Below are 12561 nucleotides of genomic sequence, written 5' to 3' on the forward strand. Positions count from 1 at the left end.
GTTCAGACGGGAGGTCGGCGTGGTGCCCGGCCGGTTCCGGCGCGGGTCAGCGCACCTTGATGACGACGGTGCCGGCGGCCTTGTCGTGCAGGCACCGCCCGTCCGAGTCCCAGACCAGCGCCGGGATCAGCGGGAAGATGAGCACGGTCCGCAGCAGCGCGCGGGGCAGGTGCACGAACGTCTTGCCGTCGATGCGCGCCACCCGCAGGCCGAGCAGCGCGTGCCCCGGCGTGAAGCCGAAGAACGCGACCGCGACCACGGTGATGACGAACCAGGCCAGCAGGCTCCAGTTCTTCGGCAGGTCGGGCTGCGTGAACACGGCCGCGACACCCGCGGAGAGGAGGAAGTCGACCAGGATGGCGAACGTGCGCCGCCCGATCGAGGCGATCGAGCCCGGCCCCTTCTCCGGGAAGCCATGACGCTCGCCACGCCAGCGCTGCTGCGTGCCGTCGTTCGAGTCGTCACCCGGGGACAGCACCGAGTTGGGTCCTGACAGCCACGAACCGGTCCACCTGCTCACTCCTCCAGAGTAAGCCCGTGAACGCGGGGTGAGGACCGGCAGGTCGCCTTGCCCCCTGGGACGTCCCCGTTAACACTGGCGAAACATCCGAGTGACGGACGGGCAACACCGCCGACATACGGTCGCTCGTGATGACAAGCCGTTGTCCATAGTCAAGGAGTCGACGAGGGTGTTCAAGAATTCCGACGAGGTGCTGAAGTTCATCACCGACGAGGGCGTCAAGTTCGTCGACGTGCGGTTCAGCGACCTGCCGGGCGTGATGCAGCACTTCACGCTGCCGGCGAAGGCGTTCGACGCAGACGCCATCGAAGAGGGTCTCGCCTTCGACGGCTCCTCCGTGCGCGGCTTCCAGTCCATCCACGAGTCGGACATGCTGCTGCTGCCCGACCTCTACACCGCGCGCCTCGACCCGTTCCGGATCGAGAAGACGCTCATCGTGAACTTCTTCGTGCACGACCCGTTCACGCGTGAGGCGTACAGCCGCGACCCGCGCAACATCGCGCGCAAGGCCGAGCAGTACATCACCGACTCGGGCATCGCCGACACCGCGTACTTCGGTGCCGAGGCGGAGTTCTACATCTTCGACTCGATCCAGTTCGACACCACCGGGAACTCCTCGTTCCACAAGATCGACGCGGTCTCCGGCTGGTGGAACACCGGCCGTGAGGAAGAGGGCGGCAACCTCGGCTACAAGGTCAAGTACAAGGGCGGCTACTTCCCGGTCACCCCGAACGACCACTACGCCGACCTGCGCGACCAGATGGTCCTCAACATGGAGGCCCAGGGCTTCACGGTCGAGCGCGCGCACCACGAGGTGGGCACCGGCGGCCAGGCCGAGATCAACTACAAGTTCAACACGCTGCTGCACGCCGCGGACGACCTGATGCTGTTCAAGTACATCATCAAGAACACCGCCTGGCAGGCCGGCAAGACCGTCACCTTCATGCCGAAGCCCCTGTTCGGCGACAACGGCTCGGGCATGCACACGCACCAGTCGCTGTGGAAGGACGGCGCGCCGCTGTTCCACGACGAGAGCGGCTACGCGGGCCTGTCCGACACCGCCCGCCACTACATCGGCGGCATCCTGCACCACGCGCCGTCGCTGCTGGCGTTCACCAACCCGACGGTGAACTCCTACCACCGCCTGGTCCCGGGCTACGAGGCCCCGGTCTCGCTGGTCTACTCCCAGCGCAACCGCTCGGCGTGCGTCCGCATCCCGATCACGGGCAACAACCCGAAGGCCAAGCGCATCGAGTTCCGCTGCCCCGACTCCTCGGGCAACCCGTACCTCGCCTTCTCGGCGATGGTCATGGCGGGCCTCGACGGCGTGAAGAACAAGATCGAGCCGCCGGCCCCGATCGACAAGGACCTCTACGAGCTCCCGCCCGAGGAGGCCCGCGACGTCAAGCAGGTCCCCGCGACCCTGGACGCCGTGCTCGACAACCTCGAGGCCGATCACGAGTTCCTGCTCGAGGGCGGCGTGTTCACGCCGGACGTGATCGACACCTGGATCTCGTACAAGCGCGAGCAGGAGATCGACCCGCTGCGCCTGCGCCCGAACCCCTACGAGTTCGCCCTCTACTACGACGTGTGATCGGCGGCTCTTCGCGAAGGCCCGGTGGGATCTCCCGCCGGGCCTTCCGGCTTTCACGGCCTCACGCACCGGCCAGCGTCACGGTGCACGACACGCCTCGAACACTCTCGCTGACCCGCACGTTCGAGACCAGCACGTCGGCCTCGCCGCCGGTCACCAGCTTGATCCGGGCCTCGCCCGCGGTGAGCTCCTCCGCGGCCGTGCCGGCGCCGGAGAGCCGCCAGAGGCCGTTGGTCTCGGTCTCGATCAGGTCGACGCGGTCCAGCTCGGCCGCGTTGCCGTCGGCGTAGACGAGCCGTGCCGGTCCCGAGTAGCTGAACATCGTTCCTCCCCTGCTTCGCCAACGCCTTCAGACACGCGTGGCGGGCGCGGGAGGTTCAGGTGCCGCAGTGGACGGTGTTCGTCATCCCGCCAGGCGGGAGCGGACCTCCATCAGGGCTTCGCCGAGGAGGTTGAGGCCCTGCCACGTGGCGGGGTCCTGGGCTCGCGGGTCGTCCGCCGCGAGGCCGATGCCCCAGACGCGGTCCAGCGGGCTCGCCTCGACCAGCACGCGGGAGCCGGTGGCGAGCAGGTAGGAGCGCAGGGCGGGGTCCTGGCCGAACTTGGCGAGGTTGCCCTCGACCACGATCTCCAAGCGCGCGGAGACCCAGGTGTCGTCGTCGAAGCCGGCCACCACGCGGCCCAAGGTCTTCGCCTCAGCGGGGGTGCGTGCGGCGAGGACCTCGGAGGCCGCGGTGGTGTCGCCGAAGAGCAACGCCTTGCGCCACATCATGTAGTGCTCGGCGGACGCGAACTCCCGGCCGTCGGCGACGAACGTGCACGGCCACCACTGCGACAGGCAGCCCTTGCCGACGCTGCCGTCTCGTTCGGGCTGGTGGCCCCAGAAGAACAGGTACTTCACAGAGTCAGGCTAGCGAGCTAGCCGAGAGATTCCTCCGGCCGTTCGTCCGGCTCGGGCATCTCCGGCTCGCGCCACGCCTCGGCGCGCGTCGGGCCGTTGGCACGGAGCTCGTTCTCGATCTCCTTCTTCAGGTAGTCGTCCTTCGCGAAGCCGTGGGTGTCACTTCCGCGTTGAGTCATGCACCAGACGTACCCGCGCGAAACCGCGTGGAATCACTTCGGCAGCGGAATACCGCTGATCGTGATCGCGGCGCCGGTCGGGGCGAACTGGCCGGAGATCGACGAGAACGTCAGGGTGAGCGACTTCACACCCGCGCCGAGCTTCTCGTCGAGGACGACGATGCCGGACTCGGTGGTGCCCTGCGTGACGAGACCGTCCCACTTGCTGCTCGACGCCGCGTAGGTGCGGTTCAGGTCGTCGAGGACGGCGATCCCCACCACGGGGAGGGTCATCCTGGCCTGCGAGGCGTTCGTGGCCGTCACGAAGAGCTTCACGCGGCCGTTCGCCTCTTCTACGCGGTTGACCTCTATGGTCAGCATTCCGCGCTGTTGCTTGAAGGAGCCTGTTTGGACCTTCACGTCCGCGGACGGCTCGGTCGTTTCCAGTGCGCCGTCAGGGGTTTCGACGACGACCGATGTAGTCGTCGTGGCGGTGGCGTTGGGCTGGGCGGCGGAGTTGTTGCCGCTCAGCGCATACTCGATCACGCCGAGTAGTGCGAGCACTCCGACAGCCACGCCCGCTATGGCGATCACGGTCTTACCTCGGCGCGTGACCTTGCGATGCTGCATGACTTCCTCTGCTCGACCCCCGTGACGAACCCACAGCTCCCCCGTTGAGCGCGCCTAGTCTCATCTCGATCGGGTGAAACGTCAATGCGCTAGTGTCCGCGCGTGTCCCTAGATGTCGCCGAATTCACGGCTCCGCAGCTGCTCACCACCCACATCGTCGACTCGGCGGCCGAGGCCCTCGAAGCGGTTCAGGCCGCTGACGTGCTCGATCTCGGTGTTCGCGTCCACAACCGGCTCGTTCCCGACTCCGAAGACGCCGACACGCTGGTCGAGGAGTGGGTGGTCGAGGTCTACACCAGCGCTCCGGCGGTGGACCCCGATTCCGACGAGGACTGATCAATCAGGGAGTGGGGCACTTCGACGAGAAGTGCCCCGAACCTGAAGGAACACCTGAAGTTCTCAGACGGTCAGCACGATCTTTCCGCGCACGTGGCCACCTTCGAGCAGCTTGTGCGCCTTGACCGCTTCCGCCAGGGGAAAAGTCTGCTGCACCTCGACGTGCAGCTTCCCGGCGGCGACGAGGTCGACGAGCCACTGCGTCTGCTCCGCGTTCGGCCTCGCCCACGTGTTGACGACACCGTTCTCCAGCGCCCGCGGCCCGTCCACAATGGACGTCATCCGCTGCCGCTCGCGCACCAGCCGCAACGACTGGTCGAACGCGAGCCCGCCCACGTTGTCGACGACCACGTCGACCAGGCCGTCGCCGCCGACGGCCTCCGCCACCGCGTCGACCAGCGCATCGCCGTAGGCGACCGGTTCGGCGCCCAGAGACCGGACGAACTCGTGGTTGCGCGGTGACGCCGTGCCGAGCACGCGTGAGGCGCCGAGCTCCCGCGCGATCTGCACCTGCAGATGACCGACACCGCCGGCCGCGGCGTGCACCAGCACGACGTCACCGGGACCGGTGCCGGTGACCTTCAACGCCTGCAGCGCCGTGAGGCCGGCCAGCGGCAGCGCGGCGGCGGTCACGAAGTCCACGGTGGACGGTTTGCGCGCGACCATGCGGTCCGGCAGCGAGACCAGCTCGGCGTAGGTGCCGAACTGCACGTGGTCCTTGCGCGCGTAGGCGAGCACCTCGTCGCCGGGCTTCCAGTCCACCACGCCGATGCCGACCGCCCGCACGACACCCGAGACGTCCCATCCCGGGATCAACGGCGTGTGGTGCGGCATCAGGCCCCGCAGGTGGCCCGCTCTGATCTTGTAGTCCACCGGGTTCACCCCGGCCGCACGCACCTCCACCAGCACTTGGTCGGGCCCGAGCAGCGGGTCGGGCAGCTCCTGCAACGACATGACCTCGGCGTCGCCGAACTCGGTCAGCGCGATGGCTTTCACGGTTCCTCACCGTAGAAGACACGCTCCGCCACCGCACGTGCACGACGGGTGGTCCGCCGGTACTCGTCGAGGAACTCCCCCGGATCGCCGCCGGGCGGGTGCCCCATCACCGACGCCACCGCGACGAGGTCGCGCCCGGACGTCGGCAGCTGGTCGGAAGCCTTGCCCCGCACGAGCGTCACGGCGTTGCGCGCCTGGGTCGCGAGGTTCCACGCGGTGGTCAGCGCCGCGGCGTCCTCCTCGGCCAGCAACCCCGCCTCGACCGCGGCCGCCATCGCCGCCATTGTGGACGGTGTGCGCAGGCCCGGAACGGCACCGGAGTGTTGCAGCTGCAACAATTGCACGGTCCACTCGACGTCCGCCAGCCCACCGCGGCCGAGCTTGGTGTGCGTGCTCGGGTCGGCTCCGCGCGGCAGGCGTTCCGCGTCGACCCGCGCCTTGATCCGCCGGATCTCCCGCACCGACGCCGCGTCGAGCCCCTCGGGCGGGTACCGCAGCGGAGCGATCAGCTCCTCGAACTCGGCGCCGAGTGCGGCGTCGCCCGCGATGAACCGCGCCCGCAGCAGCGCCTGCTTCTCCCAGATCTCCGCCCACTGCCGGTAGTACGCGCGGTACGAGTCGAGCGTCCGCACCAGCGGCCCCTGCCGGCCCTCCGGCCTCAGGTCCGCGTCCACCTGCAACGGCGGGTCCAGCGACGGCGCCCCGAGCAACCGCCGGATCTTCTCGACGACCCCGCTCGACCACTTCACGGCCTCGTCGTCGGAGAAGCCCTCGAGCGGACGGCACACGAACATCACGTCCGCGTCCGAGCCGTACCCGAGCTCGTGGCCGCCGAGCCGGCCCATGCCGATCACGGACAGCACCGCGGTGGGTTCGCCGGACGCCCGCACCGCCGCGTCGAGCGCGCTCTGCAGCACCGCGCTCCACACCTCGGACAGCGACACGCACACCGTCTCCAGCGGCATGAACCCCAGCAGGTCCGCGGCCGCGATGCGCAGCAACTCGTGGCGCCGCAACGACCTCGCCGCCGCGATCGCCCGTGCCGCGTCGCCGTACCGGGACACCGCGCTGCGCAACGGGTTGCCGATCAGGTGCGGGTCACCGCCGACGAGCGCCTCGGTGTCGGCGAGCAGCCGCAGCACCTCCGGCGCCCGCACCAGCAGGTCCGGCACCAGACGGGAGGTGCCGAGCAGCACCGCGAGCCGTTCGACGACCGCGCCCTCGTCCCGCAGCAGCCGCAGGTACCAGGGCGTCTCCGCGAGCGCCTCGGACACCTTCCGGTACGCGAGCAGGCCGCCGTCCGCGTCGGGCGTACCGGCGAAGAGGTCGAGCAGCACCGGCAGCAGGGCACCCTGGATGCGCGCCCGCCGCGACATGCCGTGCGTCAACGCCTGGATGTGCCGCAACGCGCCGTCCGGCGACGTGTAGCCCAACGCGGCCAGCCGGGCCACGGCCTCCTTGGTGGTGAGCCGCAGCGCCTCCGTCGGCACGCCCGCCACGGACTGCAGCAGCGGCCGGTAGAACAGCTTCTCGTGCAGGCGGCGGACCTGGTTGGCGTGCTTGCGGAACTCCGCGAGCAGCACCTGCCCCTCCGACCTCCGCCCGTCGGCCGCGAGCCCCACGGACCGCGCCAGCCAGCGCAACGCCGTGACGTCGTCGTCCGCCGGGAAGAGGTGCGTGCGCAGCAACCGCTGCAGCTGCAACCGGTGCTCCAGCGTGCGCAGGAACCGGTAGGAACGCCCGAAGTCGGCCGCGTCCTCACGCCCGACGTAGCCGCCCCGGCCGAGCGCGGCCAGGGCGGCCGTCGTCGCCTGGATCCGCAGGTCCTCGTCGGAACGGCCGTGCACGAGCTGCAGCAGCTGCACCGCGAACTCGACGTCGCGCAGGCCACCGCGGCCGAGCTTGAGCTCGCGGTTGGCGAGCGGCGTCGGCACGTGGTCCTCGACGCGGCGCCGCATGGCCTGCACGTCCTCGACGAAGTTCTCGCGCTCGGCCGCCGTCCACACGTACGGCCGCACGACGTCGAGGTACGCCTGCCCCAGCTCGGCGTCACCGGCGACCGGCCGCGCCTTGAGCAGCGCCTGGAACTCCCAGGTCCGCGCCCACTTCTTGTAGTACGACGCGTGCCCGTCCAGGGTGCGGACCAGCGCGCCGGCCTTGCCCTCCGGCCGCAGCGCCGCGTCGACCTCGAAGCACGACTGGCCGGCGATCTGCATCATCGTGCTGGCCAGCCGGGTGGCCACGCCCAGGTCGCCCTCCGCGACGAACACCACGTCGACGTCGCTCACGTAGTTGAGCTCGTTCGCGCCGCACTTGCCCATCGCGATCACCGCGAGCCGGCAGCGGTCGGCGCCGCTGACGCGTTCCTCCGCGAGCTTCAGCGACGCTCTCAAGGCCGACACGGCCAGGTCGGACAGCTGCGCGGCGACCGTGTCGTACGGGACGAACGGCAGGTCGGGTTCGACGACGTGCGCCAGGTCGTTGGCGGCCACGACCAGCAGCTTCGCCCGGTACTCGGTGCGCAGGACGTCGCCGTCCGCGAGCTCCAGCGCGACGTCGACGCCGTCGGTCAGCGACCGCCACCGGCCGGGGTTCGCCACGAGGAAGTCCGACAGGGCGGTCGAGGAGCCGAGCACGGCGAGCAGCCGCCCGCGCACGACGACGTCCTCGTGCAGCGCCGTCGACAGGGCGTCCCAGTCGGCGACGGGGTGCAGGCGTTCCAGGCCCCGCAGCGCGAGGTCCGGATCGGGGCAGCGGGACAGCGCGGACAGCACCGGCTCGGCGCCGTCGGCGGGCCGGCGGTCAGCCCACAGGCCGAGACCGCGCAGCACCTCTTCGCTGCGCGGCTCGGTGAGGCCGAAACGTGCTGGAGACGCGTGGCGGACTGGTTCGCTCATCAGGAGCCAACCCTAATGCCCTCACGGTGTCAGAAGACGATCAGTGAAAGTCCGTAGAGCACGACGGCGACGCAACCCGCGAAGCTCGCGTACGCGGGAACCTTCTTGTCACCGGACAACGCGCGGATGCCGAGGACGAACAACGTCACGACGACGACCGTGGCGAGCAGCGTGGCGCCGAAGACCTGCAGCAGCGCGACCCAGTTGACGGTCATGCCGCCACCTTGTGCAGCTCGGCCTGGGCGGCGACCTCGTCGACGATGTGCTCGGGCTTGACCGGCTCGCGCCGCGACAGCAGCCAGATGCCGATCGACACGGCCGAACCGATGACGGCGACACCGATGACGCCGGTGGTGCCGCTGGAGGCCCACTTGCCGGCCAGCGCGCCGACGGTGCCGGCGGCGGGGAGCGTGAGCAGCCACCCGGCGGCCATCTTGCCCATCGTGCCCCACCTGACGCCGTGCCGGTCGCGGCCGAGGCCGGAGCCCATGATGCCGCCGGACGCGACGTGCGTGGTGGACAGTGCGAAGCCGAGGTGCGAGGACGCGAGGATCGCCGTGGCGGTCGAGGTCTGCGCCGCGAAGCCCTGGGCGGGCTCGATGGTCGTGAGACCACGGCCCATCGTGTGCGTGATGCGCCAGCCGCCGAGGTAGGTGCCGAGCGCGATCGCGAGACCGGCGCTGACGATCACCCAGGTGGGCGGGCCGGAGCCGGGCGCGAGCGAACCGGACGTGATCAGCGCGAGCGTGATGATGCCCATCGTCTTCTGCGCGTCGTTCGTGCCGTGCGCGAGGGAGACGAGCGAGGCGGACGCGACCTGGCCGACCTTGAAGCCGGTGTGCGAGACGCGCGGGTCGGCGGCCTTCTTGAGCCGGTAGACGACGATCGTGGCGATGGCCGCGACCAGACCGGCGACGAGCGGCGCGACGATCGCGGGCACCAGGACCTTGTCGACGACCTTCGCGAAGTGGATGGCGTCCACACCGGACGCGACCCAGGCGGCGCCGATCAGGCCGCCGAACAACGCGTGCGAGGAGCTGGACGGCAGGCCGACGTACCACGTGACGAGGTTCCACATGATCGCACCGACGAGCCCGCCGAAGATGATGGCGGGTGTGATCTGGGCGTCGTCGACGATCCCGCCGGAGATGGTCTTGGCCACCTCGACGGACAGGAACGCGCCCACGAGGTTGAGCACCGCCGACAACGCGACCGCCGTGCGGGGCTTGAGCGCACCCGTGGCGATGGAGGTGGCCATGGCGTTGGCCGTGTCGTGGAACCCGTTCGTGAAGTCGAAGATGAGAGCAGTGATGACGACGATGATCACTACAAGAGCGGGATCCACAGTGATCCTCCGGCTGGATCGAACAAGCTGTCCAGGAGATTACGGTACCGCCAACGGAGGATGTCTTAAAACCTACGAAAGTAACGTCACACCAACGGAAGTTGTGTGCCCAAACGTCCCGCGGGCGACAGATCTCCTCGCACCAGCTTCGCAAATCTCGCGACGAACGGCTGCCACACCTCTTCGAGGTCGCGGTGCGCTTCCTCCAGGAACTCCTGGTCGAAGTGGTGCGCCCGAGCACACGCCGCCGAATCCGGGTCCTTCGCTGCCCAGTTCAGGACGATTTCCGGCGTCGTCTCGATGTGGAACTGCAGGCCGTAAGCGCTTTCACCGACCCGGAACGCCTGGTTCGGGTATTTCGGGGACGCCGCGAGCTGTTCCGCGCCGGGCGGCAGCAGGTGCACCTCGTCGTTGTGGAACTGCAGCACGTCGGGCGTGAAGGGCAGGTCGGCGAACAGCGGGTCGCCGGCGGCGGCGTCCCGCTTGGCCACGAGCAGCACCCCGACCTCCGGCCCCTGCGGCCCCTTGCGCACCTGACCACCCGTGGCGGCCGCGAGCAGCTGCGCACCGAGGCAGATCGCAAGCGTGGGCAACCTCTTCGACACCGCGCCGGACAGCAGCCTGCGGGCGTCCGCGAGCCACGGGTGCTCGAGGTCGTCGAGCGCGCCCATCTCACCGCCGAGGCAGATGACGCCCTGGTAGCCGTCGAGGTCCGCCGGCGCGGGCTGCTCCTTCAGCGGCACGAGGTCGAGCTCGACCCCCTCGGCCTCGAGCCACCCGCCGAGCTTGGCCAGCGGGTCGGACTCCGAGGGCTGCAGGACGAGCAGACGTGGTGCGTTCACGCACCGAGCCTAGGTGGGCGTAGGTCAACAGTGACACGCGACCTTGGAAACACCCGAACCGGTGACCTCGTCCGACTCGATCGGGTAACCCGCCTCCCGCCACGCCGTGATGCCGCCGGAGAGCCGCTTCACGCGGTACCCCCTCTCCGAGAGCGCGAGGGCGCCCTTGGTGGCGGCGTTGCACTGGAAGCTCTCGCAGTAGCAGATGTAGACGAGGTCCGGGTCGAGGTCGAGCTCGTCGGGCAGGTCCCGGTAGGGCAGGTTGATCGCGCCGGGGATGCGCGCCTGCGCGAACGCCTCGGGAGCGCGCGTCTCCACCAGGACGTAGCCGGCGGTGGTGCCGTTGCGGAGGTCGCGGTGGACGTCGTCGGGGTCGGCCTCGAACGCGAGTTCGGCGGCGAAGTGGGTGGCGGCGGTCCGCGGGTCGGCGGCGGGGAAGCGCAGTGCGTTCGTCATGCCTGTGATCCTGCTGCCGCCGGTCCTCTTCGGACATGCGGAAGTCCAGCCGTTCGAACCGATCTCCCTATGATTTCCAGGTGGAACTGGACGGTGTGGACTGGAAGATCCTGTCGTTGTTGCAGCAGGACGGACGGATGTCGTTCACCGCGCTGGGACGTGAGGTGTCGTTGTCCGCGCCGGCGGTGACCGAACGGGTGCGCCGCCTGGAGTCGCTCGGCGTCATCACCGGCTTCACCGCGGTCGTGTCGCCGTCCCGCCTGGGCCTGCCGATCGAGTCGATCGTGCGGGTGCGGGTCCGGTCGCTGGACACGCCGCGGTTCCGCTCGCAGGTGCTGGTGCTGCCTCAGGTCCTCGACGCCGACCACGTGACCGGCGACGACTGCTGGCTGCTGCGGGTCGTCTGCCGGTCGATGGTGGAGCTGGAGGAACTCGTCGAGGTGATGCAGCGGTACGGCGACACCACCACCTCGCTCGTGTTCTCCTCGCACGTCCGCAACCGGCCGCTCTCGCCCGAGCTGTTCGGCTGAGCCGGGCGTTCTCCGACCGACGGCTGTCCGTCGCGCGTCTGTCGGCTATCGAACCCGCCACCCGGTGATCAGGTCGTCGTCCCGCTGTCGTGCCTCCACCAGAACTCCGCCCAGTCGTCGAGTGGCTGGTACCCGATGCGCTGGTAGATCGAGTTCGAGATCGGGTTGGTCAGGTCCGCGAACAGCAGCACGTCGGTCGCACCCCGGTCGAGGGCCCAGCGGCTGGCCAGGGCGCTGACCGCGGCGCCGAAGCCGTGCCTGCGGTGTTCGGGCGGCGTGTAGACCGGACCGATCCTGCTCATGCCGATCTGCGGGAGGCTGGCCGCGGCCCAGGCGACCGGGGTTCCGCCCACCTCCCAGAGGGCGTGGCCGTTGCCGAGGCGCAGCGAGCTGCGCATGGCTTCGGTGGCCGGACCGCTCGGGTTCCGCGGCACGGCCTCGGCGAGGAACGACTCGCGCCAGGCGCCCAGGAGTTCGACGTCGTCCTCGGTGGCCAGGCGGCCGGCGCCCTCGACGGTGGGCGGGGCGAGGGTGCCCAGGCGGTAGAGCCTCGTGGCCAGTGACTCGGTGTACGGCCTGCCGGTCGCTGTGGCGAACGCCTCGGACCTGTCCCGCGGACCGGTCACCCCCGGAGCGTCCGGGTCGATCTTCGCGGCCACCTGGACGGCCAGCTCCACCGCGGTCAGCGGGAGGTCGGCCGTCTGGAACGGCCAGGGCGGGGTGCGGACCAGGGAGCCGACGACCTCGTCGCCCTCGTGGAAGGTGATGAGAGTCGGGAAGTCCTCGCCCGGCAGGCTGCGGATCCGGTGCAGTGACGTCAAAGCCACGGTGTTGCGCACCGGATCGGCTGCGAGCCGATCGTGGGTGACGGCGTCGAACGAGTCCAGAGTGGCGTGCACGACCGCGTCCATGGGTCCATCAGATCAGGGCGGGCAAGCGAAATCAGCACCCGGACACGCAGAAGACCCCTGAGGGGAGCACCGAAGTGCTCGACCCTCAGGGGTCTTCTGGAAAGAATGTTCGGCGGCGACCTACTCTCCCACACCGTAACCAGTGCAGTACCATCGGCGCAGAAGGGCTTAACTACCGGGTTCGGAATGGGACCGGGTGTTTCCCCAACGCTATAACCACCGAAACACTATGGAAATGTTCAACCTGAACCCCGAACCAGCACACTCTCGTCTGCCAGCGGGTTCGATCGGTTCTGGTTGTTCTTCCAGAACCGCACAGTGGATGCGTAGCGTCTTCGTAACAAGTCCTCGGCCTATTAGTACCAGTCAGCTCCAACCGTTACCGGTCTTCCACCTCTGGCCTATCAACCCAGTGGTCTAGCTGGGGGCCTTAACCCACAAAGGG

15 protein-coding genes and 2 rRNA genes are annotated in these 12561 nt (G+C 69.3%); 3 read left to right on the top strand and 14 right to left on the bottom strand.

Features of this window, described 5'->3' with window-relative positions:
- Positions 1-46: 46 nt before the first annotated feature.
- Positions 47-520: an RDD family protein gene (locus tag BLQ91_RS20375; protein ID WP_090098628.1), complete on the bottom strand. Its 474-nt coding sequence runs from the start codon at positions 518-520 to the stop codon at positions 47-49.
- A gap of 169 nt (positions 521-689) precedes the next feature.
- Here BLQ91_RS20375 and glnA point away from each other — a divergent pair, with 169 nt between their 5' ends.
- Positions 690-2114: a type I glutamate--ammonia ligase gene (gene glnA, locus BLQ91_RS20380; protein WP_090098630.1), complete on the top strand. Its 1425-nt coding sequence runs from the start codon at positions 690-692 to the stop codon at positions 2112-2114.
- 61 nt (positions 2115-2175) lie between these two features.
- Here glnA and BLQ91_RS20385 read toward each other — a convergent pair whose 3' ends face one another.
- The 4 genes from BLQ91_RS20385 to BLQ91_RS20395 all read right to left on the bottom strand — a co-directional run bounded on the left by BLQ91_RS20385 (position 2176) and on the right by BLQ91_RS20395 (position 3803).
- On the bottom strand, positions 2176-2436 hold the full coding sequence (locus tag BLQ91_RS20385; RefSeq protein WP_090098632.1) for a hypothetical protein: 261 nt from the start codon (positions 2434-2436) through the stop codon (positions 2176-2178).
- An 81-nt stretch (positions 2437-2517) separates the two neighbouring features.
- Positions 2518-3015: a riboflavin biosynthesis intermediates N-glycosidase gene (locus BLQ91_RS20390; RefSeq protein WP_090098634.1), complete on the bottom strand. Its 498-nt coding sequence runs from the start codon at positions 3013-3015 to the stop codon at positions 2518-2520.
- Between the two features lie 17 nt (positions 3016-3032).
- A complete protein-coding gene (locus BLQ91_RS41445) occupies positions 3033-3194 on the bottom strand; it encodes a hypothetical protein (protein ID WP_176959846.1) in 162 nt (53 codons plus the stop codon).
- A gap of 33 nt (positions 3195-3227) precedes the next feature.
- Positions 3228-3803 (bottom strand): hypothetical protein, encoded by a 576-nt coding sequence (locus BLQ91_RS20395; RefSeq protein ID WP_143022735.1) that lies wholly within the window; start codon positions 3801-3803, stop codon positions 3228-3230.
- Positions 3804-3905: 102 nt separating this feature from the next.
- Between BLQ91_RS20395 and BLQ91_RS20400 the strand changes: the two genes are divergently transcribed.
- On the top strand, positions 3906-4139 hold the full coding sequence (locus BLQ91_RS20400) for a hypothetical protein (RefSeq protein WP_090098638.1): 234 nt from the start codon (positions 3906-3908) through the stop codon (positions 4137-4139).
- Between the two features lie 63 nt (positions 4140-4202).
- On the opposite strand, the gene BLQ91_RS20405 is transcribed toward BLQ91_RS20400, so the two are convergent.
- The 6 genes from BLQ91_RS20405 to BLQ91_RS20430 all read right to left on the bottom strand — a co-directional run bounded on the left by BLQ91_RS20405 (position 4203) and on the right by BLQ91_RS20430 (position 10675).
- Positions 4203-5135 (bottom strand): NADP-dependent oxidoreductase, encoded by a 933-nt coding sequence (locus tag BLQ91_RS20405; protein WP_176959847.1) that lies wholly within the window; start codon positions 5133-5135, stop codon positions 4203-4205.
- Positions 5132-8032: a bifunctional [glutamine synthetase] adenylyltransferase/[glutamine synthetase]-adenylyl-L-tyrosine phosphorylase gene (locus BLQ91_RS20410; RefSeq protein WP_090098640.1), complete on the bottom strand. Its 2901-nt coding sequence runs from the start codon at positions 8030-8032 to the stop codon at positions 5132-5134. Before BLQ91_RS20410 ends, BLQ91_RS20405 begins: the two co-directional genes overlap by 4 nt.
- Positions 8033-8061: 29 nt before the next feature.
- Positions 8062-8247, bottom strand: a complete 186-nt coding sequence (locus tag BLQ91_RS20415) for a hypothetical protein (protein ID WP_090098643.1) — start codon at positions 8245-8247, stop codon at positions 8062-8064.
- The gene (locus tag BLQ91_RS20420) at positions 8244-9377 is read right to left on the bottom strand and encodes an inorganic phosphate transporter (RefSeq protein WP_090098645.1); all 1134 of its coding nucleotides are present in this window, start codon (positions 9375-9377) and stop codon (positions 8244-8246) included. Before BLQ91_RS20420 ends, BLQ91_RS20415 begins: the two co-directional genes overlap by 4 nt.
- Before the next feature lie 86 nt (positions 9378-9463).
- Positions 9464-10219: a type 1 glutamine amidotransferase gene (locus tag BLQ91_RS20425; RefSeq protein ID WP_090098647.1), complete on the bottom strand. Its 756-nt coding sequence runs from the start codon at positions 10217-10219 to the stop codon at positions 9464-9466.
- Between the two features lie 24 nt (positions 10220-10243).
- Complete coding sequence (locus BLQ91_RS20430) at positions 10244-10675, bottom strand: rhodanese-like domain-containing protein (protein WP_090098649.1); 432 nt, start codon at positions 10673-10675, stop codon at positions 10244-10246.
- 80 nt (positions 10676-10755) lie between these two features.
- Between BLQ91_RS20430 and BLQ91_RS20435 the strand changes: the two genes are divergently transcribed.
- On the top strand, positions 10756-11205 hold the full coding sequence (locus BLQ91_RS20435) for an Lrp/AsnC family transcriptional regulator (RefSeq protein WP_090098650.1): 450 nt from the start codon (positions 10756-10758) through the stop codon (positions 11203-11205).
- A gap of 68 nt (positions 11206-11273) precedes the next feature.
- Here BLQ91_RS20435 and BLQ91_RS20440 read toward each other — a convergent pair whose 3' ends face one another.
- The 3 genes from BLQ91_RS20440 to BLQ91_RS20450 form a co-directional block, all read right to left on the bottom strand.
- Entirely contained in the window at positions 11274-12116 is an 843-nt protein-coding gene (locus BLQ91_RS20440) for a GNAT family N-acetyltransferase (protein ID WP_090098652.1), read from the bottom strand.
- Between the two features lie 107 nt (positions 12117-12223).
- Positions 12224-12340: ribosomal RNA gene (gene rrf / locus BLQ91_RS20445) — 5S ribosomal RNA — on the bottom strand.
- Positions 12341-12452: 112 nt separating this feature from the next.
- A 23S ribosomal RNA gene (locus BLQ91_RS20450) occupies positions 12453-12561 on the bottom strand; the annotation flags it as partial.

Source organism: Lentzea jiangxiensis (genome assembly GCF_900104175.1).
GTDB lineage: Bacteria > Actinomycetota > Actinomycetes > Mycobacteriales > Pseudonocardiaceae > Lentzea > Lentzea jiangxiensis.

Coding starts and splice junctions, on each gene's coding strand:
- BLQ91_RS20385 (WP_090098632.1), bottom strand. CDS start 2,436: ATGTTCAGCTACTCGGGACCGGCACGGCTCGTCTACGCCGACGGCAAC.
- BLQ91_RS41445 (WP_176959846.1), bottom strand. CDS start 3,194: ATGACTCAACGCGGAAGTGACACCCACGGCTTCGCGAAGGACGACTAC.
- BLQ91_RS20395 (WP_143022735.1), bottom strand. CDS start 3,803: ATGCAGCATCGCAAGGTCACGCGCCGAGGTAAGACCGTGATCGCCATA.
- BLQ91_RS20410 (WP_090098640.1), bottom strand. CDS start 8,032: ATGAGCGAACCAGTCCGCCACGCGTCTCCAGCACGTTTCGGCCTCACC.
- BLQ91_RS20415 (WP_090098643.1), bottom strand. CDS start 8,247: ATGACCGTCAACTGGGTCGCGCTGCTGCAGGTCTTCGGCGCCACGCTG.
- BLQ91_RS20430 (WP_090098649.1), bottom strand. CDS start 10,675: ATGACGAACGCACTGCGCTTCCCCGCCGCCGACCCGCGGACCGCCGCC.
- BLQ91_RS20440 (WP_090098652.1), bottom strand. CDS start 12,116: ATGGACGCGGTCGTGCACGCCACTCTGGACTCGTTCGACGCCGTCACC.